The sequence below is a fragment of the Streptomyces sp. RG80 genome (assembly GCF_040446465.1).
GTDB lineage: Bacteria > Actinomycetota > Actinomycetes > Streptomycetales > Streptomycetaceae > Streptomyces.
Genome location: NZ_JBEAAJ010000001.1, coordinates 494885 through 514439, shown reverse-complemented (window position 1 = coordinate 514439; position 19555 = coordinate 494885). Strand labels below are relative to the sequence as shown.

Sequence of the window (19555 nt, the reverse complement as noted above, 5' to 3'; positions counted from 1 at the left end):
GGTTGTACAGACAGCAACAGCGTGGCAACCGTGGGTTCCGCGATGCAAGCAAAGGCCAGAGAATCACTCGATGTAGTGACATGTGCCCGCTCCGGGCTTTACGCAGGCACTTTCTCCCCGCTATAGCGGGGATCACACATCGAGTTCCCCGGCACCCCCGGTGCCGCTCCCGCTGTCGTAGTCCTCGTCGCGCGAGGGCACCGTACTGGCCAGGCCCAGAGCTTCGCGGGCGGTGACGGTGGTCTTGCCGTCGATGACCTCGTAGCCGGCGTCGTAGTGCTCGTAGTACGTGTCGACGTCCTCGGCGTCCGCCGCCTTGGCCCACTCCTTGCGGGCGTCCTCCAGGTCCTTCACGAGGGCGGCGACGGGCCGCTCGGCCTCTGCGGACCAGGAGCGGGCGCGCAGCGCCTCGGCCTGCTCGCCGAGCACGGTGTCGACGTCGGCCGCCCAGTCCGTGTTGGCCGGCAGATCGTCCTCCGCGTAGTCCTCGGGCTCCTCGATCAGGACCGTGTCCAGGGCGTTGGAGGCCTTCAGGAAGGCCATCTGGTCGGCGTCGAGATTCGTGGCGTCGTTGCGCAGCGAGCCGGTCAGGCTCCTGTCCTCGTCGGTGTTGCCGAACAGACAGGTGATCTCGCGGTCGCCGAAGGACCAGCTGTCCTCGGACGGCACCAGGTAGTAGACGTCGACGTTCTTCGGTACGGCCCAGGCGTCCATGGCGTACGCCTCCTGGAGCGCGTAGCACCGGTCGTCGGCGGTGTCCTCGATCGCGCTGTCGCCCGGGAAGGCGCCGCCGGGGAGCTTGACGACGGCGAACACCTCGCCGTGATGGGCGCCGGCGCAGGGCACCTCGTCGACGTCGTAGGTCTCGCCGGTGAGGGCGCCGGTGCCGGAGTCGAAGCAGTCGCCCTTCTTGAGCGAGTAGGCGCTGCCCCCGCCGTTCGCGGCGTCCTTGAAGCCGTCCCAGAAGTCGGCGGCGGCGCCGGTGGTGAGCGACAGGGTCCACAGGACGAGGCCGACCGAGGAGAGCACGGAACCCGCGATCGCCATGCCCTTGCCGCGCTCGCCCTTCTTCCTGATCTGGCTCAGCGCGATCAGCCCGAGCACCAGGCCGACGGCCGGCAGGAAGCACAGGACGCCGAGGACCAGGGCGGCGATGGCGAGGCCGTTGACGGGCACGGGCTGCGCGTAGCCGCCGTAGCCGTAGCCCCAGGGGCCGGGCGGGACGTACGGGCCCGGCGGGTACGGCCCTTGGGGCTGGTGGGGGCCGGGGGGCGGGGGTATGGACACGGGTACCGTGCTCCTGGTTCGGGCTGGCGTGAGAACTTGCGTGCGACTGGGCGCATGGTAAGCGCGGGGTGAGTGGGGGCGGAATGGCGGTCACGAATGCGACGATCCGGGCGGTCAACGACCTGACCGCCCGGTGGGCGGCCGCCACGGAGGGCGGGACGGTCTTCTCGGCGGCGGGGGTGTGGCCGCTGCTCGCCTTCCTGGCGGACGGGGCCGACGGTCCGGCGCGGGGTGAGCTGGCGGACGCGGTCGGGCTGCCCGCCGGTGAAGCGGCCGCGGCGGCACGGGAGTTGCTGGCCGGCATGGGGCGGATGCGGGGGCTGGACTCGGCGCTCGGGCTGTGGACCAGGCGGACGCTGGAGCTGCGGGAACGGTGGGAGGCGGGGCTGCCGGCCGAGGCGCACGGGGTGCTGACGGGGGACGCGGCCGTCGACGGGGCGGCGCTGGACGCCTGGGCGGCCGAGCGGACGGGTGGGCTGATCGAGAAGATGCCCGTGCCGTCGACCGACGACACCGAGATGGTCCTGGCGAGCGCGCTGGCGTTGCGGACGAAGTGGCTGAGCCGGTTCCAGGACGGGCCGATGTGGCCGGCGGCGGGGCCGTGGCGGGACCGGCGGCTGGCCGGGTTGTACCGGAGCAGCGCGGTGTTGGACCGGATCGGGGTGGCGGACACGGCCGAGGGGCAGGTGACCGAGCTGAAGGTGCTGGGGAACAACGCCCTCGACGTACATCTGCTGCTCGGCGAGGAGCGGATGACTCCCGGGCAGGTGCTCGGAGCGGGCGTCGGCGTCCTGGCGCGGCGGTATCCGGTCGTGCCGGGGCCCCGACTGCCCCTCGGGGAGGCGGGGCCGGGCGTGTCGGTCCAGCGGGTGCGCAGCCAGAGGCCCGACCCGCCGACGCTGCACATGGCCACCGTCGCCTTCGACCTGGCCGCGAGCCACGACCTGCTGGAGCTCCACCGGGTCTTCGGTCTCACCGCCGCGAGGGACACCGGCCGGGGCCACTTCCCCGGCATCAGCGGCTACCCGCTCGCCATCGGCTCGGGCCGGCAGTCCGCCGTGGCGAGCTTCACCGCCCGCGGCTTCCGCGCCGCCTCAGTGACGGCCTTCGGCGCCGTCGGCGCGGGCATCCCCGAGCTCCGCTGGGTGACCACCAGGCTCTACGCCACCTTCGACCGCCCCTTCGGCTTCCTCGCCGTGCACCGGCACTCGCGGCTCGTCCTCGCCGCGGGCTGGGTCACCGATCCGACGCCGTACCCGGAGGACCCCGAGTACGACGAGGACGACGAGGACTTCTGACCAGGACTTCTGACGGGGACTTCTGATGATCGACGCGGTGAACGGGCTGACCTCCCGCTGGGCAGGCACCCTCAAGGGCGGGACCGTCTTCTCGGCGGCCGGTGTCTGGCCCCTGCTCGCCTTCCTGGCGGACGGGGCGGCGGGCCGGGCACGGGAGGAGCTGGCGGAGGCTCTCGGGGTGCCCGCGGGGCGAGCGGCCGCGGCGGCGCGGGAGTTGCTGACGGTCCTGGGTGCCGTGGACGGGTTGGACTCGGCGCTCGGGCTGTGGAGCAAGCGGTCCGTGGAACTGCGCCCGGAGTGGGCGGCGGGCCTTCCGGCACAGGCACACGGCGTGCTGACGGGCGACCTGGACGCCGATCACGCGGCCCTGGACGCCTGGGCCGCCCGGCGCACGGGCGGGGCGATCGCGCGGATGCCGGTGACGCTGCGGCCGGACTCCTCGCTGGTGCTGGCGACCGCGCTGACGGTGCGGACGGAGTGGGAGGTGCCGTTCCAGGGCGATCTCGTGCCATGGGCGGACCAGGACCGGGCCGGGCTCAGCCGTACCGACTCGGACCTGGACGGCGTGGCGGTGGCGCGGACCGCTGCCGGGGCGGTGACCGAGGCGCGGGTGCGCGGGACCGGCGGCGTCGATGTGCATCTGCTGCTCGGTGACGAGGAGTTGACGCCCGGGCAGGTGCTCGGCGCCGGGGTGGGCATCCTGTCGCGTGCGGTGCCCGCCGTACCCGGAAGCCGTCTGCCGCTCGGCGCGGTCGGGCCGGGGCTCAGGATCGAGACGGTGCGCACCGAGCGGCCCGAGCCGCCGAGCCTCACCCTCAACACCGTCGAGTTCGCCCTCGCCGCGGAGCACGACCTGCTGGCACACCCCGAGTTGTTCGGTCTGGCCACGGCGTCCGACCGCACCCCCGGCCACTTCCCCGGCATCGGCGCGGGACCGCTCGGACTCGCGGAGGGACGGCAGTCGGCGACGGCGGTGTTCGGTGCGCAGGGGTTCCGGGCGGCGGCCGTGACCGCGTTCGCCATGGACTGGCTCGGCTGGGAACCGGAGCCGGAGCACGAGTCCACGCGGGCCTACGCCACCTTCGACCGCCCCTTCGGCTTCCTCGCCGTCCACCGCGACACACGGCTCGTCCTCGCGGCGGGCTGGGTCACCGACCCGGAGCCCTTCCGCGAGGACGACCTGCCGCGCTGACGGTCTGGAGGTGACGGACTAGAACTGCAGCGCCCAGGCGTCGATCCGCCCCGTGTCCAGCGCCGCGTTGTCACTGACCCTCAGCCGCCACGTCCCGTTGGCCACCTCCGAGGAGGCGTTCACCGAGTACGTGGTGTCGATGTTGTCCGAACTGCCGCCGGTGCCGTACGCCTTGAGGGTGTACGCCGTGCCGTCGGGGGCGACCAGCTGGACCTGGAGGTCGCCGATGTAGGTGTGCACGATGTGCACCTCGACGGCCAGGGCGGCGGGCGCGTTGCCCGTGACGCCGGAGACCGTCACCGGGGACTCCGCGGTGGCGTTGTCGGCGATCGCGTAGTCCGCCGTGTTCTCGAAGCGCGGACCGGGCGGGGTGACGGTGCCGCCGGGCACGTTCAGGAGCCGGTTGGGCGAGCCCGTGCCGGGGCTGGTGACGACGCCGGTGGAGGCGAGGCCCACCAGTGCGGCGGAGACCTGCGCGGGCGTCGACGCGGGGTTGTCCGCCAGGTACAGCGCCGCCGCACCCGCCACGTGCGGGGTCGCCATCGACGTACCGGAGATGGTGTTGGTGGCGGAGTCGCTGGTGTTCCAGGTCGAGGTGATGGACGAGCCCGGGGCGAACAGGTCCAGGACCGTACCGTAGTTGGAGTAGCTCGCCCTGGCGTCGGTCGACGTGGTGGCGCCGACCGTGATGGCCTCGGTGACGCGGGCGGGCGATCTGGTGGAGGCGTTGGTCGTCTCGTTGCCGGCCGCGACGGCGAAGGTGACGCCGGAGGCGATGGCGTTGCGGACGGCCGTGTCGAGGGCGGTGTCGGCGGTGCCGCCGAGGGACATGTTGGCGACGGCCGGCTTGACCGCGTTCGCCGCGACCCAGTCGATGCCGGCGACGACCTGGGCGGTCGTGCCCTGACCGGAGTTGTTCAGCACCCGGACGCCGACGATGTTCGCCTTCTTGGCGACACCGTAGGACGTGCCGGCGACCGTCCCGGCGACGTGGGTGCCGTGGCCGTGGCCGTCCTGGGCGGTGTTGTCGTTGTCGATGGCGTCGTAGCCGTAGCGGGCCCGGCCGCCGAAGTCGCCGTGGGTGATGCGGACGCCCGTGTCGATGATGTACGCCGTGACACCCGTACCGGCCGAGTCCGGGTAGGTGTACGAGTTGTTCAGCGGGAGCGTCTTCTGGTCGATGCGGTCCAGGCCCCAGGACGGCGGGCTGGGCTGGGTCGCCGCGAGGGAGAAGGTGCGGTTCTGGACCACGGAGGCCACGGCCGGGTCGGCGGCGAGACGTTTCGCCTCGGCCGCGGAGGCCTCGACCGCATAGCCGTTGAGGGCCTTGGTGTAGGTGCGCTCGATGTCGGCACCGTACGCCTCGGCGAGGGCCCTGCCCTTGGCCGAACCGGCCCTGGTGTCCGCCTTCAGGGTCACGACATAGCTGTCGGCGACGGCGTTCACGGCGCCCTCGTACTGGATGCGGCCTTCGGGGGCGGCCGTGGCCGGGAGGGCGGAGACGAGACTCGCGGCGAGTGCGGCGGTCACGGTCGCTCCGAGCACCGCATATCTTCGTTGACGCATCACTGCCATCTGAGGGATCCTCCTCGATCGCTGGTGCGACTGGACGTGCTCATGTCAATTCGCTGTGGAGTCGCTGTGCGCTCGCCCGAAAGATTGAGGCCTCCACATGAATTGCACAAGGGCCCTGCACCCACGGAACGGACGTGCCACACAGCGTTCGTGACGGACCGTCACTCTCCCTGGCCTTCGCCCCGGGGGTCAGTCATCGAAGTCGGTCGCTCGCGTGCTCTTCTCCCAGGCCACGACGTCCTCGCGGATCTGGTCGAGGTGGCCGAGGACCGCGGTGACACCGTCGTCGCCGAGGGGGAGGCGGAGCGGGGTGCGGTCGGCGTGGAGGGCGGCCAGGATGACCGCGGCGGCCTTGGCGGGGTCACCGGGCTGGGAGCCGTCGCCGCCGGCGACGAAGCCGCGGGTGCCGCTGACCTTGGCGTAGACCCCGCTGTCCGCGCTCGCCCCGGCCCGGTCCGCCTCGAACAGCGAGGTCCGGAAGGCGCCCGGCTCCACGATCAGCACCTTGATGCCGTACTCCTCGACCTCGTCCGCGAGCGCCTCGGACATGCCTTCCAGGGCGAACTTCGTACCGCTGTAGGCGCCGAAGCCCGCGAAGGACATCTGCCCGCCCATGCTGCTCATCTGCACGATCGCCCCGGAGCGCCGCTCGCGCATCGACGGCAGCACGGCCCGCACCAGGGCCGCCGGGCCGAAGACATGCACGTCGAACAGGGCCCGCAGCTCCTCCTCGCCGGTCTCCTCGAAGGCCCCGACATGGGTGCGGCCCGCGTTGTTGACCAGGACGTCGATCCGCCCGTGCCGCGCCACCACGTCCCGTACCGCCGCCTCGGCGGCCGCCGTGTCGGCGACGTCCAGGCGCAGCGCCTCCACCTGGTCCGGGTGGGCGGCGACCAGGTCGTCCAGCGCCTCGGGCCGGCGGGCGGCGCCCACCACGATGTCGCCGTCGGCCAGCGCCGCCTTCGCGATCTCCCGGCCGAAGCCACTGCTCGCCCCTGTGATCAGCCAGACCTTGTTCATCTCACTCCTCGTTCCCGAATGTCCGCTCGGCTTGTGAACCACCTTGCTGCGTAAGTCGGTTGCCCGTCCAAGACCCACGGTGATAACCGATGGCTATGACAACGGACGTACACCTGCGGGATCTGCGCTACTTCCTCGCCGTCGCCGAGGAACTGCACTTCACGCGCGCGGCCGAGCGGCTGTACGTGTCCCAGCCCGCCTTGAGCAAACAGATACGGGCGCTGGAGCGGCAGTTGGGTGTGGAGCTGTTCCGGCGCGACCGGCACGGCGTGGCGCTCACCGGGGCCGGCGAGGCACTGCTGCCGCACGCCCGGCGGGTGCTGGCGGACTGGGCGGAGGGCGCCGCGGCGGTGGCGGCCGCCCGGTCCGCGCAGCGCGGCACGCTGGTCGTGGGGATGAGCACCAGCCCGGGGCGCGGCGGGCTGCTCCCCGCCATCCGCTCCCGCTTCACCGCCGCCCGTCCGGACGCCGTGCTCCGGGTGCGCCAGGTGAGTTGGGAGGACCCGACCGCGGGACTGGCGGACGGGGACGCGGACGTCGCGTTCGTCTGGCTTCCCCTGCCCGACGCCGGTCGCTACGACTGGACGGTCGTCGCCGAGGAACCCCGACTGATCGCCCTCCCGGAGACCCACCCCCTCGCGGCCCGCCCCGAGCTCGACTTCGCCGACCTGGCCGACGAGCCGTTCCTGGCCCTCCCCGAGAGCGCGGGCCCGCTGCGCGACCACTGGCTCGCCCTCGACGAACGCGCCGGCCGGACGGTCCGCGTCGGCGCCGAGATCGCCGGCACGGAGGAGACGTACGAGGCCCTGGTCGCCGGTCTCGGCATCTGCCAGGTCGCCGCGGGCAACGCCCCGCTGATCACGCTGGGCGGGGTGGTGACACGGCCGGTGCGCGGGGTGAGCCCGAGCCGGTACGCGCTGGCCTGGCGGCGGGAGGACGCGGGACGGGCGCTGGTCCGGGGGTACGCGGAGGCCTGCCGGGCGGTCGCGGGCGGCTGACGGGGCATCCCGCTCGCCCCGCACCGGGACTGTCTACGATCACCGCATGAGCGCGTGGAACAAGGCCCTGGACGCCGCGGGGATCCGGGAGCCGGAGTTGCGGGACGACTACGGCGCCCAGCGGCGGCTGGTGGCGCGTTTCCGACGCAGTTCGTATCTGGCGGCCCGGGTGCTGCTGCCTCGCCCGATGCTGCCGCACGCCGTCGCCGCGACGGCGGTGATGCACCACGGGGACGACCTCCTGGACACCGGTCCGAAGGAGCAGCGGGTCGCGGCCTGGGCGTCCTGGGAGCAGCGGGTGCGCAAGGTGCGGGCCACGGGGGTGGGCGACGATCCGCTGACCCGCGCGCTGGCGCACACCCTCACCGCGTACCCCCGGCTGGGTACGACGGTGGAGGAGTATCTGGCCACCGCCGAGGCCGAGTTGGAGTTCGCCGGCTTCGCCACCGAGGCCGATTTCCAGAGCTACCTGGACGCCTACTCACTGCCCGCCTTCATGCTGGTCGGCGAGTTGCTGGCGCCGGAGGCCGACGACGGTCGGTACCGGGCGATGTGCCGGACGCTCATCGAGGGCAGCCAGCGGCTGGACTTCGTCAACGACCTCGCGGAGGACCTTCCGGAGGGGCGGCTGGGCATCCCGGCCGAGACGCTGGAGCGGTTCTCGGTCACGGAGGCGGAGTTGCGGGCGGGTCATGAGTCGCCGGGTCTGCGCGCACTGGTGGACCACCAGGTCCGTGCCGCCCGCGGCGCCCTGGAGGCGGCACGCGAACTCCCCGCCCTCGCAGCGCCCTCGGGCCGCGCCCTGGTGAGCGCGGTCATCGAGATCGAACTCCTCACCGCGGACGCGGCGGCGGCACGGGGAGCGGGACTGCTGCGCGGTTCGGCGAGCCCGTCACCGGTGGGCCTGCTGCGGGCGCTGCGCGATGCCCGCAGGCGGCGCCTGACCACCTTCTGAAGGCGGCCCCCTCTACGACGATCCCACCTGCGAGGACGCCGAGTTCGTGGTCGGGGCGCTCCGGGCGGGGCGAGCGCCGAATCGCTACGGTTGGCGGTATGGCCGAACTGCCCGACTGGATGCGTCCGCCGCGCGAGGAAGGCTGGTTCGCGGAGGACCTGGACCGCCTCGCGGAGGCGCCGCGCCACACCGAGGTGGTCGACGGCTATCTCGTCTTCATGCTGTGGCCGCGGCCGTGGTGGCACAGTCGGCTGGTCACCGAGCTCGCTGTCGCCCTCATGGCGCAGGCGCCGGCCGGTGTCAGGGTCGGCGGTGAGATGACCGTAAGGCTGGACGAGCGAAACCGGCCGGAGCCGGATCTGGGACGAGGTCCAGCTCGTCGTCGAGGTCGTCTCCCCGGAGTCCGCCCACCGGGACCGTACGGTCAAACTCCGTAAGTACGCGGAGGGCGGCATCCCGCACCACTGGCGCGTCGAGGCCGAGAGCGGCGCCCCGGTCGTCCACGTCTACGAACTCGACAAGCTCACCCCGGCGCGTATGTCGGGGTGAGCCGTCGGTCGGGCTTCGGGGTCAGACGTTGAAGCGGAACTCCACGACGTCGCCGTCCTGCATGACGTACTCCTTGCCCTCCATGCGGGCCTTGCCCTTCGCGCGGGCCTCGGCGACCGAGCCGGTCTCGACGAGGTCGGCGAAGGAGATGACCTCGGCCTTGATGAAGCCCTTCTGGAAGTCGGTGTGGATGACACCGGCCGCCTCGGGGGCCGTGGCGCCCTTCTTGATGGTCCAGGCGCGGGACTCCTTGGGGCCTGCCGTGAGGTAGGTCTGGAGGCCGAGGGTGTTGAAGCCGACGCGGGCGAGGGTGGCGAGGCCGGGCTCCTCGGCGCCGACCGACTCCAGGAGCTCCATGGCGTCCTCCTCGTCGAGCTCGGCGAGGTCCTGCTCCAGCTTGGCGTTGAGGAAGATCGCCTCGGCGGGGGCGACCAGGGCGCGCTGCTCCTCCTTGAAGTCGTCGTCCACCAGCTCGTCCTCGTCCACGTTGAAGACGTAGAGGAAGGGCTTGGTGGTGAGGAGGTGCAGGTCGTGCAGGAGTTCCTCGTTGCCGGAGCCCTGGACGATGCCCGCGGAGAACAGGGTGTCGCCCTTCTCCAGGATCTCCTTGGCCGCCTCGACCGCGGCGACCTTCGGCGCGATGTCCTTCTTGATGCGCGACTCCTTCTGGAGGCGCGGGAGGACCTTCTCGATGGTCTGGAGGTCGGCGAGGATCAGCTCGGTGTTGATCGTCTCGATGTCGTCCTTGGGCGAGACCTTGCCGTCGACGTGGACGACGTTCTCGTCCTTGAAGGCACGGATGACCTGGCAGATCGCGTCGGACTCGCGGATGTTCGCGAGGAACTTGTTGCCCAGGCCCTCGCCCTCGGAGGCGCCGCGCACGATGCCCGCGATGTCGACGAAGTCGACGGTCGCCGGGAGGATCCGCTGCGAGGAGAAGATTTCGGCCAGCTTGGTCAGACGCGCGTCCGGGACGCCCACCACGCCGACGTTCGGCTCGATCGTGGCGAACGGGTAGTTGGCCGCGAGCACGTCGTTCTTGGTCAGGGCGTTGAACAGGGTCGACTTGCCGACATTCGGCAGACCGACGATTCCGATCGTGAGCGACACGTTGCGACTTCCCGTACGTGAGAGGAGGAGGACGAGGCGGTGGACTGCGAGGGCAGGGCCTGCCCTGGGGGCCGATCCACCAGTCTACGGCGTGCCCGGCCCCGCCCTCTCGACGCGTCGAACACTTGGCCAAGCTCCGCTCGTCGGCGTGTCTGAGGGCCGATTCTGCACATAAACCGACCTAAGTTGGTCCAGTGGAGCAACACAGGACCCGACCCCCGCACCCGCGAGCACGACGCGAGACGCCTTCCCTGCCCCCGCAGGCGGCCCGCGGCGGGCGCCGTCCGGCGGCCGTACGACGGCCCGCTCCCCCGGTCGTGCAGGCCGTCCGCCGCTTCCCCGACCCCCGGCTCACCGGGCTCGGCGGCGGACTGTTCTGCGGCGCGGCGATGTTCCTGCTCGGCTCCCTCGACGCCCTGCTGTTCGGATCGTCCCTGACGGCCTACGGCGTGCTGTTCCTGCCGGTCTGTGTGCTGACCGCGGTCTGGGTGCGGCGGGGCGACCTGGCGACCGCACCGGTGGTCGTGCCGATCGCCTTCGCCGTGGGACTCCTGCCGATCGCCGACGGCGAGGGGTTCGGCAGCCGCCTGATGGGCCTGGTGACGGCCCTCGCCACCCAGGCCGGATGGCTGTACGGCGGAACGCTGGTCACCGGTCTGATCGTGACCGTGCGCAGGATCCGGCTGCTGAACCGACGCCGCCGGGCGAACCGCCGACCCGTCTGAGCTGCTCCTTCTGGGCTACTCCTTCGCCGCCCGCATCGCCGCCCCCACGATCCCCGCGTTGTTCTGGAGCTGCGCCGGGACGATCTCGGCCTTGATGCCCTCGATGTGGTGCAGGAACTTCTGTGACTTGCGGCTGACGCCGCCGCCGATGATGAACAGCTCCGGCGAGAAGAGCATCTCGACGTGGGCGAGGTACTTCTGGACGCGGTGCGCCCACTGCTCCCACGACAGCTCGCCGTCCTCCTTGGCCTTGCTGGAGGCGCGCTTCTCCGCGTCGTGGCCGTGCAGCTCCAGGTGGCCCAGCTCGGTGTTGGGGACCAGGACGCCGTCGACGAACAGGGCGCTGCCGATGCCGGTGCCGAAGGTCAGCAGGAAGACGGTGCCTCTGCGGCCGTGACCGGCGCCGAACTCCATCTCGGCGACGCCCGCCGCGTCCGCGTCGTTGACCACCGTCACCGGCAGGCCGCCGAGCCGCTCGCTGAACAACGCGCGCGCGTCCGTGTCGATCCAGCCCTTGTCCACGTTGGCCGCCGTACGGATCGTGGACCCGCCGGTGACCACGCCCGGGAAGGTGAGCCCGACCGGCCCCGTCCAGCCGAAGTGGTCGACGACCTCCTTCACGCCGTCCGCCACCGCGTCCGGCGTCGCCGGGTGCGGGGTGAGCACCTTGCAGCGCTCCTGGGCGAGGTCGCCTCTGGCCAGGTCCACCGGGGCGCCCTTGATCCCGGATCCGCCGATGTCCACACCGAAGATCTGCATGGCTCTACGTTACGACGGACGACTGACAGTCACTCGGCCGAGGTGCCCTTACGCCCCGCGACCAGCGCCGCGGCCTCCTCGCGCAGATCGCGGCGGAGCTCCTTGGGCAGCGAGAAGGTGATGGACTCCTCGGCCGTCTTCACCGTCTCGACGTCCCCGTAGCCGCGCTCGGCCAGCCACTCCAGGACGCCTTCGACCAGGACGTCCGGGACCGAGGCGCCGGAGGTCAGACCGACCGTGGTGACGCCCTCCAGCCAGGCCTCGTCGATCTCGTCGGCGAAGTCGACCAGGTGGGCGGCGGGGGCGCCGGCGTCCAGGGCGACCTCGACCATGCGGATCGAGTTGGAGGAGTTCTTGGAGCCGACGACGATGACCAGCTGGGCGTCCTCCGCCAGCTTCTTCACCGCGATCTGGCGGTTCTGCGTGGCGTAGCAGATGTCGTCGCTGGGCGGCGAGATCAGGCCCGGGAACTTGTTCTTGAGGGCGTCGACCGTCTCCATGGTCTCGTCGACGGAGAGCGTGGTCTGGGAGAGCCAGACGACCTTGGACGGGTCGCGCACCTCGACCTTGGCGACGTCCTCGGGTCCGTCGACCAGCGTGATGTGGTCGGGGGCCTCGCCGGAGGTGCCGATGACCTCCTCGTGGCCCTCGTGCCCGATCAGGAGGATGTCGTAGTCCTCCTTGGCGAAGCGGACGGCTTCCTTGTGGACCTTGGTGACCAACGGGCAGGTCGCGTCGATGGTGGCGAGCTTCCCGCGCGCGGCCTCCTCGTGGACGACCGGGGCGACGCCGTGCGCGGAGAACATCACGATGTTCCCCTCGGGGACCTCCTCCGTCCGCTCGACGAAGATGGCGCCCTTCTTCTCCAGGGTCTGCACGACGTACTTGTTGTGGACGATCTCGTGCCGGACGTACACCGGAGCGCCGTACTGCTCCAGGGCTTTCTCGACGGCGATCACGGCGCGGTCCACACCCGCGCAGTAGCCCCGGGGGGCGGCGAGCAGGACACGGCGGCCAGGCGAAGCAGTCATGCGTCCCATCGTAAGGCCGCGCCGGACGGGTCAAAGATCGCGTAGTTGGCGAGACTGGCCGGGAAGTGTGAAGGGCGGGGAACCGGCGACGGCAGACGACAGATGAAGCACCGGCGGAGGCATCGATGTCCGAGACCGAGACGACGACCAGGACCGCCGAACCGGGCCATGACCTGCGGCGCAGCCTCGGATTCCGGGATCTGGTGGTCTACGGGCTGCTTTTCATCGCCCCCATGGCGCCCGTCGGCGTGTTCGGCGCGCTCGACGCCCGGTCGCACGGCGCGGTCGCGCTGGTGTACGTCGTCGCCACGGTCGCGATGGCGTTCACCGCTTTCAGCTACGCGCAGATGGTGCGGGTCGTCCCGCGCGCGGGCTCGGTGTACGCCTACGCGCGCGTGGCGCTCGGCAAGGAGGTGGGGTTCGTCGCGGGCTGGATGGCGATGCTGGACTACCTCCTCATCCCGGCGGTCGCCTACCTCTTCTCCGGCATCGCGATGAACGCGCTGGTCCCGGAGGTCTCGCGGTGGGTGTGGACGACGGTCGCGGTGGTCGTCACGACCCTGCTGAACCTGTGGGGGGTGCGGGCCGCGGCCCGGGTCGGCTTCCTGGTGCTGGCGATGGAGATCGTGGTCCTGCTGGTGTTCATGGTCTCCGCGGTCGTCGTCCTCGCCCGCGACGGTGCCCAGCGGGGCTGGCTGTCGCCGCTGTCGGGGGACGGCACGCAGGGGGCGTTCGCGCTGTCGGCGGTGCTCGGGGCGGTGTCGATCGCGGTGCTGTCGTATCTCGGCTTCGACGCGATCGCCTCCTTCGCGGAGGAGGTGACCGGCGGCTCGGCGAAGGTGGCGCGGGCGGTGCTGTTCTGTCTCGCACTGGCGGGTGTGCTGTTCGTGGCGCAGACCTACCTGGTGGCGCTGCTGGAACCGACGTCGTCGGCGGAGCTGGCGGCGCATCCCGAGAAGCAGGGGTCCGCCTTCTACGACGCCGTGGACGTGTCGGTCGGGACCTGGCTGCACGACCTGGTGGCGGTGAGCAAGGCGATCGGCGCGGCGTTCGCGGCGCTGGCGGGACAGGCCGCGGCGGGCCGGCTGCTGTTCGCGATGGGGCGCGACCGGCGGCTGCCGCGGGCGCTGTCGAGGACCGACTCCGGGGTGCCGCGCGTGGCGTTGCTCTGCGCGGCCGTGATCACGCTGGTGGCGGCGGTCTGGGCGGCCCGGCGGGACGACGGGATGGACCACCTGGTGTCGGTGGTCGACATCGGCGCGCTGACGGCCTTCACGTTGCTGCACGCGAGCGTGGTCGGGTGGTTCGCGGTGCGGCGGCGGGGTGGGCCGGTGAGCTGGTGGCGGCATGTGCTGGTGCCGGTGGCGGGGGCGGCGATCACGGTCGCGGTGATCGTGGAGGCGTCGGGGGCGGCGCAGGTGGTGGGGGCGGTGTGGTTCGTGATCGGACTCGCGGTCCTGCTGGGGCAGCGCGGCCGGGCGGAGGTCGCAGGGTGACCGGCGGACGTGGGCCGCATTGTCACAACCGGCCACTACGCTCGGCGCATGGCTCTCAACACGTCCGCGGAAACGCCGCTGCCCGTCGGTGAGGTCTCCCGGCTGATCGGGGGGTGGATCGACCGCCTCGGCGCGGTGTGGGTGGAGGGTCAGATCACCCAGCTCTCCCGCCGCCCGGGCGCCGGTGTGGTCTTCCTGACGCTGCGCGACCCGTCGTACGACATCTCCGTGAGCGTCACCTGCTACCGGCAGGTGTTCGACGCCGTCGCCGATGTGGTGAGCGAGGGTGCGCGGGTCGTGGTGCTCGCGAAGCCGGAGTGGTACGCGCCGCGGGGGCAGTTGTCGTTGCGGGCCGCCGAGATAAAGCCCGTGGGGGTGGGTGAACTGCTCGCCCGGCTCGAGCAGTTGAAGAAGGCGCTGGCCGCCGAGGGGCTCTTCGCGCCCGAGCGGAAGAAAGCGTTGCCGTTCCTGCCGCAGCTGATCGGCCTTGTCTGCGGGCGGGCCTCCGCCGCCGAGCGGGACGTGCTGGAGAACGCCCGGCACCGCTGGCCCGCCGTCCGCTTCGAGGTGCGCAACGTGGCGGTGCAGGGCGTGCACGCGGTGCCCCAGGTCGTACAGGCCGTCAAGGAGCTCGACGAGAACGACGACGTCGATGTGATCATCGTGGCCCGCGGCGGCGGCAGCGTCGAGGATCTGCTGCCCTTCTCCGACGAGCAGCTCGTGCGGACCGTCGCCTCCTGCCGTACGCCCGTGGTCTCCGCGATCGGGCACGAGCCGGACAACCCGCTGCTCGACCATGTCGCCGACCTGCGCGCCTCCACGCCGACCGACGCCGCCAAGAAGGTGGTGCCGGACGTGGGCGAGGAGTACGAGCGGGTGCGGATGCTGCGGGACCGGGCCCGGCGGTGCGTGGAGGGGTTCATCGAGCGGGAGGAGCGGGGGCTCGCCCACGCGCTCGCCCGGCCCTCGATAGAGGATCCGCACCGGATGATCGACGAGCGGGCCGACCATGTCGCCTCGCTGGTGGAGCGTTCGCGCCGCACCCTCGGCCATCTCCTGGACCGCGCCGACTCCGAACTGACGCACACGCACGCGCGCGTGGTCGCCCTCTCCCCCGCCGCGACTCTGAAGCGGGGATACGCCGTGCTCCAGAAGGCCGACGGGCACGTCGTACGGGATCCGGCGGAGGTCAGCGGCGACGAGGTGCTGCGGGCGCGGGTCTCCGAGGGCGAGTTCCGCGTGACCGTCGATGTCCGAGCCGATGCTTAGGGTGGGCGCATGACCAGCAAGGTGGATGAGGCGCTCGGGTACGAGCAGGCGCGGGACGAGCTGATCGACGTCGTACGACGGCTGGAGGCCGGTGGTACGACGCTGGAGGAGTCCCTCGCGCTCTGGGAGCGGGGCGAGGAGCTGGCCAAGGTGTGCCGGCGGTGGCTGGAGGGGGCGCGGGCGCGGCTGGACGCGGCGCTGGCCGAGGAGGCCGGGGACGAGGCGGCGGCGGAAGAGTCCGACTCCGAGTGACGGACTGCGGTGATCTGTGAAGCGGGTCACCACGCTCCGCTTATTGTTGAAGCTTCAACCTATGCCGCGTACAGTCATGTGTGTCAGCCGATCCGGCACCCGGATTCGACGTACGTCCCCCGAGAAGGTTCACGCATGTCTCTCGTCCTTGACCCCGCCGCCCAGAACCTCCTGTTCCGCGAGGCCCACACCGCGAACGCCTTCACCGACGAGCCGGTGACCGAGGAGCAGGTGCAGGCGATCTACGACCTGGTCAAGTTCGGCCCGACGGCCTTCAACCAGACCCCCCTGCGCATCACGCTGGTCCGTTCCGCCGAGGCCCGTGAGCGTCTGGTGCGGCACATGGCCGAGGGCAACCAGGCCAAGACGGCCGCCGCCCCGCTGGTCGCGATCCTCTCCGCGGACAACGAGTTCCACGAGGAGCTGCCGACCCTCTTCCCGGCCTTCCCCCAGGCCAAGGACGTGTTCTTCAGCGAGCGCCCCGCCCGTGAGGCCGCCGCCGGCATGAACGCCGCCCTCCAGGCCGCGTACTTCATCATCGGCGTCCGCGCCGCCGGTCTGGCCGCCGGCCCGATGACCGGCGTCGACTTCGAGGGCGTCCGCAAGGAGTTCCTCGACGGCGACCACACCCCGCTGATGGTCGTCAACATCGGCAAGCCGGGCGACGGCGCCTCCCACCCGCGCTCCCCGCGCCTCGCCTACGACGAGGTCGTCACCACGGTCTGAGCGAACCGGACACAGGAGAAGGGCCCCCGTGATCGGGGCCCTTCTCCTGTGTCCGGAGGTCCCGGGCGCCGAGGGCACCTAAGGCACCGGGGTGCTCACTTCGCCTGGAGGGCCTTCGCCATCTGCGTCAGCTGGGCGTACGAGCCCGTGCCCGCCACGACGGTCGTCGCACCGTCGGCCTGGTGGACGAGCGCGTCGTAGCGGCCGCCGGTGTAGCGCGTCCAGGTCCGGTCGCCGATCTTCTCGGTGGTGTCGGTCTTCTCGCCGCCCTGGCTGGCCTCGTCGATGAACTCGGCGGCCGGCTCATGGGTCGACTGCTCGATCTGGACGTAGTCGTCGCCGGAGAGGTGGAAGCCCAGATGCCAGGCGTCGGAGTCGGCCGCGTCGAACCGGACCGAGGTGGCCTTCCAGGTGTCGGGCAGCCCCACCGGCGCCAGCACGGGATAGGAGGCGGCACGTCGGGCGGTGAGCAGCTCGACACGGTAGTCGACCCGCTTGACCTCCTGAGGGGAGTCGTCGTGCGGGATGAAGAGGTAGATGACCCCCGCCGCGAGGCTGATCAGGCCCAGCGAGAGAACCATGTCCCGGACCGTCTTCTGCTTACCGTTCGAACCTGCCACGCCCCTATCGTCGCAGGTGCCCTGGTCCGCTCATCCGTGGGGTCCCCTGCTCATTTTGTCTGCCTGACGATAGAGTCGACGGCATCACCCTCATCCGGCCGTCGTCGTATCAGAAAGGTGCGCCTCGATGACCGAGCATCATCATCTGCCGTCCGAACTCGAAGTCCCCAGTGAAGCCCCCGACCGCAACCTCGCCCTCGAACTCGTCCGGGTGACCGAAGCCGCCGCCATGGCCGCGGGCCGCTGGGTCGGGCGCGGCGAGAAGAACGGCGCCGACGGTGCCGCGGTGCGCGCCATGCGGACCCTCGTCTCCACCGTGTCGATGAACGGCGTGGTCGTCATCGGCGAGGGCGAGAAGGACGAGGCCCCGATGCTCTTCAACGGGGAGCAGGTCGGCGACGGCACCGGGCCCGAGTGCGACATCGCCGTCGACCCGATCGACGGTACGACCCTGACCGCCAAGGGCATGCCGAACGCGATCGCCGTACTGGCGGCCGCGGACCGCGGGTCGATGTTCGACCCCTCCGCCGTGTTCTACATGGACAAGCTGGTCACCGGCCCCGAGGCCGCCGACTTCGTCGACATCAACGCGCCGGTGTCCGTGAACATCCGGCGGGTCGCCAAGGCGAAGCGGTCCACGCCGGAGGACGTGACCGTGGTCATCCTCGACCGGCCCCGGCACGAGGGCATCATCCAGGAGATCCGCGAGGCGGGTGCGCGCATCAAGCTGATCTCCGACGGTGACGTGGCGGGTGCCGTGTACGCGCTGCGCGAGGGCACCGGCGTCGACATGCTGCTGGGTATCGGCGGTACGCCGGAGGGGATCATCTCCGCCTGCGCCGTGAAGTGCCTCGGCGGCACGATCCAGGGCAAGTTGTGGCCCAAGGACGCGGAGGAGCGGCAGCGGGCGATCGACGCGGGGCACGATCTGGACCGCGTGCTGATGACCGACGACCTGGTGTCGGGGGACAACGTGTTCTTCGTCGCCACGGGGATCACCGACGGTGAGTTGCTGCGGGGTGTGCGGTACCGGTCGGAGACGGCCACGACGGATTCGATCGTGATGCGGTCGAAGTCGGGGACGGTGCGCAGGATCGAGTCCGAGCATCGGTTGAGCAAGCTGCGGGCCTACAGCGCGATTGACTTCGATCGCGCCAAATAGCTCGGGGGCTTAGGAGCGTTGGCGACTGCGGGTGCGTTGTGGCTTGTCGCGCCCACGCGGCGGAGCCGCAAATCGACACAGCCCCGCGCCCCTGACTGTCGGTCCGCGTTCCCCCTACTCAAAAGGGCGCCCCCGGTGCGGTGGGGGCGCCCCTTTTGGTTGGTTGGTTGGTCAGCCGGCCTGGGCTATGCGGGCCGCCCTGGCCGCCTTCTGGAGTTCCATGTCGCGGCGCCTGCGGCGGGCGAGGACCACGCGGCGTTCCGCTGCGGTGAGGCCGCCCCAGACGCCGTAGGGCTCGGGTTGCAGGAGTGCGTGTTCGCGGCACTCGACCATGACCGGACAGCGGGCACACACGCGCTTGGCGGCTTCCTCGCGGGAGAGCCGGGCCGCGGTGGGCTCCTTGGAAGGGGCGAAGAACAGTCCGGCCTCGTCGCGCCGGCACACCGCCTCGGTGTGCCAAGGCGCGTCTTGGTCCCTGTCTCGCACTGGCACCCGCTGAGCCGGAACAGCAGCTACTTGCAGGGACGAATGCGGCGGTTGCAGCACGGTCTACTCCTGACGACGGCTTCGCGAGCGAGAGACGATGCAGCAAGCCCTACCCGCTGTGCGCGCGCCTATGCACTGAGTCCCGAACCGCTGGATTCCGGGTGGTCCCGTGCTGGGATGTGAGTGGAACGGATCGCTTCGCATCCGGTCCGATTCACAACCGTCAACGATCCAGATGCTTGCGCAAACTCTTGTCGACCTTGTGCTGAACCCGATCGAGAATGTCCGCGACGAGCTTGCCCCGCTTCGGCCTTCCCTCGATGTTGCCCAGCACGGCCCAGCCGTCGACGTAGACCACCGGAGCCGCGGGGTCGTCCGAGTCCAGGGTGTGCACCTCGAAGTTGCCGAGGACGCCGCCGCCGGTGCCACGCAGCGAGACGTTCTCCGGGACGCGCACCTCGACGTTGCCGAAGACCGAGATCGCCTTGATCACGACCTGCTGGTACTCGAAGAGGGCCTCGCTGAGGTCTATCTCGACCGAGCCGAAGATCGCGTACGCGTGGATACGGCGACCCGCGCGCCAGCGGCCCCTGCGGACGGCGCTGCTGAACACCGCCACCACGTTCTCGTCGGGGTCGATCGGGACGGCGCCGTCGGTGGGGCGACTGGGGGCCGAGGGCGCCCGGCGGGGCTGGTGGGCGGCGGGCAGGTCCCGGATGAAGGCGTCCAGCTCGCCGACCGTCTTGGCGGCCAGCACCCCCTCGACCCGCTCGGCGTGCTCGTCGGCGGTGAGACGGCCCTCGGCCAGGGCCTCGCGCAGAATGTCGGCGACACGGTCGCGGTCGGCGTCCGAGGCGCGCAGCTCGGTGGTGGCAGCGGGCGGGGTCTGCTTCTCAAGGTCCACGGCAGCAGCGTACCCAAACGCGATAGATCGCGACTAGGCCCTGTGGACAACCGACCCTGTGGACAACCAACTGAGCCTTACCTCACAAGCTCCCGGCCTCGGACAGGTTCTACGCTGGGGAGGCTCGCCAACGGAGGCGGG

The 19555-nt window shown here is 71.2% G+C and carries 19 protein-coding genes and 1 pseudogene; 11 read left to right on the top strand and 9 right to left on the bottom strand.

The window, feature by feature from the left end; genetic code table 11:
- Nucleotides 1–132: 132 nt before the first annotated feature.
- Nucleotides 133–1287, bottom strand: coding sequence for a DUF4190 domain-containing protein (locus ABKA17_RS02460; protein WP_353690128.1), 1155 nt, complete (start codon nt 1285–1287; stop codon nt 133–135).
- Between the two features lie 83 nt (nt 1288–1370).
- Here ABKA17_RS02460 and ABKA17_RS02455 point away from each other — a divergent pair, with 83 nt between their 5' ends.
- Nucleotides 1371–2585, top strand: coding sequence for a serpin family protein (locus ABKA17_RS02455; protein ID WP_353690127.1), 1215 nt, complete (start codon nt 1371–1373; stop codon nt 2583–2585).
- A 25-nt stretch (nt 2586–2610) separates the two neighbouring features.
- Nucleotides 2611–3777 (top strand): serpin family protein, encoded by a 1167-nt coding sequence (locus ABKA17_RS02450; protein WP_353690126.1) that lies wholly within the window; start codon nt 2611–2613, stop codon nt 3775–3777.
- An 18-nt stretch (nt 3778–3795) separates the two neighbouring features.
- Here the strand turns inward: ABKA17_RS02450 and ABKA17_RS02445 are convergent, their stop codons facing one another.
- On the bottom strand, nt 3796–5352 hold the full coding sequence (locus ABKA17_RS02445) for a S8 family peptidase (protein ID WP_353690125.1): 1557 nt from the start codon (nt 5350–5352) through the stop codon (nt 3796–3798).
- A gap of 189 nt (nt 5353–5541) precedes the next feature.
- The gene (locus tag ABKA17_RS02440) at nt 5542–6372 is read right to left on the bottom strand and encodes an oxidoreductase (RefSeq protein ID WP_353690124.1); all 831 of its coding nucleotides are present in this window, start codon (nt 6370–6372) and stop codon (nt 5542–5544) included.
- Nucleotides 6373–6461: 89 nt separating this feature from the next.
- Between ABKA17_RS02440 and ABKA17_RS02435 the strand changes: the two genes are divergently transcribed.
- From ABKA17_RS02435 to ABKA17_RS02425, 3 genes and pseudogenes are all read left to right on the top strand, one after another.
- Nucleotides 6462–7370 (top strand): LysR family transcriptional regulator, encoded by a 909-nt coding sequence (locus ABKA17_RS02435; RefSeq protein WP_353690123.1) that lies wholly within the window; start codon nt 6462–6464, stop codon nt 7368–7370.
- A gap of 46 nt (nt 7371–7416) precedes the next feature.
- On the top strand, nt 7417–8325 hold the full coding sequence (locus tag ABKA17_RS02430) for a squalene/phytoene synthase family protein (RefSeq protein ID WP_353690122.1): 909 nt from the start codon (nt 7417–7419) through the stop codon (nt 8323–8325).
- Nucleotides 8326–8423: 98 nt separating this feature from the next.
- Nucleotides 8424–8853: pseudogene (locus tag ABKA17_RS02425) on the top strand (Uma2 family endonuclease); the annotation flags it as partial.
- A gap of 42 nt (nt 8854–8895) precedes the next feature.
- On the opposite strand, the gene ychF reads toward ABKA17_RS02425, so the two are convergent.
- Nucleotides 8896–9984 carry a redox-regulated ATPase YchF gene (gene ychF, locus ABKA17_RS02420; protein WP_353690121.1) on the bottom strand — a complete coding sequence of 363 codons (1089 nt, stop codon included), beginning with the start codon at nt 9982–9984 and terminating at the stop codon, nt 8896–8898.
- A gap of 194 nt (nt 9985–10178) precedes the next feature.
- Between ychF and ABKA17_RS02415 the strand changes: the two genes are divergently transcribed.
- Nucleotides 10179–10709 carry a DUF6542 domain-containing protein gene (locus ABKA17_RS02415; RefSeq protein WP_353690120.1) on the top strand — a complete coding sequence of 177 codons (531 nt, stop codon included), beginning with the start codon at nt 10179–10181 and terminating at the stop codon, nt 10707–10709.
- A gap of 15 nt (nt 10710–10724) precedes the next feature.
- Here the strand turns inward: ABKA17_RS02415 and ppgK are convergent, their stop codons facing one another.
- Together ppgK and ABKA17_RS02405 are read right to left on the bottom strand one after the other, a co-directional pair.
- Entirely contained in the window at nt 10725–11468 is a 744-nt protein-coding gene (ppgK, locus tag ABKA17_RS02410) for a polyphosphate--glucose phosphotransferase (protein ID WP_353690119.1), read from the bottom strand.
- A 29-nt stretch (nt 11469–11497) separates the two neighbouring features.
- Entirely contained in the window at nt 11498–12508 is a 1011-nt protein-coding gene (locus ABKA17_RS02405) for a 4-hydroxy-3-methylbut-2-enyl diphosphate reductase (protein ID WP_353690118.1), read from the bottom strand.
- 116 nt (nt 12509–12624) lie between these two features.
- Between ABKA17_RS02405 and ABKA17_RS02400 the strand changes: the two genes are divergently transcribed.
- The 4 genes from ABKA17_RS02400 (at nt 12625) to ABKA17_RS02385 (ending at nt 16242) form a co-directional block, all read left to right on the top strand.
- The gene (locus tag ABKA17_RS02400; RefSeq protein WP_353690117.1) at nt 12625–13995 is read left to right on the top strand and encodes an APC family permease; all 1371 of its coding nucleotides are present in this window, start codon (nt 12625–12627) and stop codon (nt 13993–13995) included.
- A gap of 48 nt (nt 13996–14043) precedes the next feature.
- Nucleotides 14044–15264: an exodeoxyribonuclease VII large subunit gene (gene xseA / locus ABKA17_RS02395; RefSeq protein ID WP_353690116.1), complete on the top strand. Its 1221-nt coding sequence runs from the start codon at nt 14044–14046 to the stop codon at nt 15262–15264.
- 9 nt (nt 15265–15273) lie between these two features.
- The gene (locus ABKA17_RS02390) at nt 15274–15516 is read left to right on the top strand and encodes an exodeoxyribonuclease VII small subunit (RefSeq protein ID WP_353690115.1); all 243 of its coding nucleotides are present in this window, start codon (nt 15274–15276) and stop codon (nt 15514–15516) included.
- 135 nt (nt 15517–15651) lie between these two features.
- Nucleotides 15652–16242 carry a malonic semialdehyde reductase gene (locus tag ABKA17_RS02385; protein WP_353690114.1) on the top strand — a complete coding sequence of 197 codons (591 nt, stop codon included), beginning with the start codon at nt 15652–15654 and terminating at the stop codon, nt 16240–16242.
- Between the two features lie 95 nt (nt 16243–16337).
- Here ABKA17_RS02385 and ABKA17_RS02380 read toward each other — a convergent pair whose 3' ends face one another.
- Entirely contained in the window at nt 16338–16862 is a 525-nt protein-coding gene (locus ABKA17_RS02380; RefSeq protein ID WP_353690113.1) for a DUF4245 domain-containing protein, read from the bottom strand.
- Between the two features lie 127 nt (nt 16863–16989).
- On the opposite strand from ABKA17_RS02380, the gene glpX reads away from it, so the two are divergent.
- A complete protein-coding gene (glpX, locus tag ABKA17_RS02375) occupies nt 16990–18024 on the top strand; it encodes a class II fructose-bisphosphatase (RefSeq protein ID WP_353690112.1) in 1035 nt (344 codons plus the stop codon).
- Between the two features lie 171 nt (nt 18025–18195).
- On the opposite strand, the gene ABKA17_RS02370 is transcribed toward glpX, so the two are convergent.
- Together ABKA17_RS02370 and ABKA17_RS02365 are read right to left on the bottom strand one after the other, a co-directional pair.
- A complete protein-coding gene (locus tag ABKA17_RS02370; protein ID WP_123991425.1) occupies nt 18196–18570 on the bottom strand; it encodes a WhiB family transcriptional regulator in 375 nt (124 codons plus the stop codon).
- Between the two features lie 163 nt (nt 18571–18733).
- The gene (locus ABKA17_RS02365; RefSeq protein WP_353690111.1) at nt 18734–19414 is read right to left on the bottom strand and encodes a DUF1707 SHOCT-like domain-containing protein; all 681 of its coding nucleotides are present in this window, start codon (nt 19412–19414) and stop codon (nt 18734–18736) included.
- Nucleotides 19415–19555 lie beyond the last annotated feature (141 nt).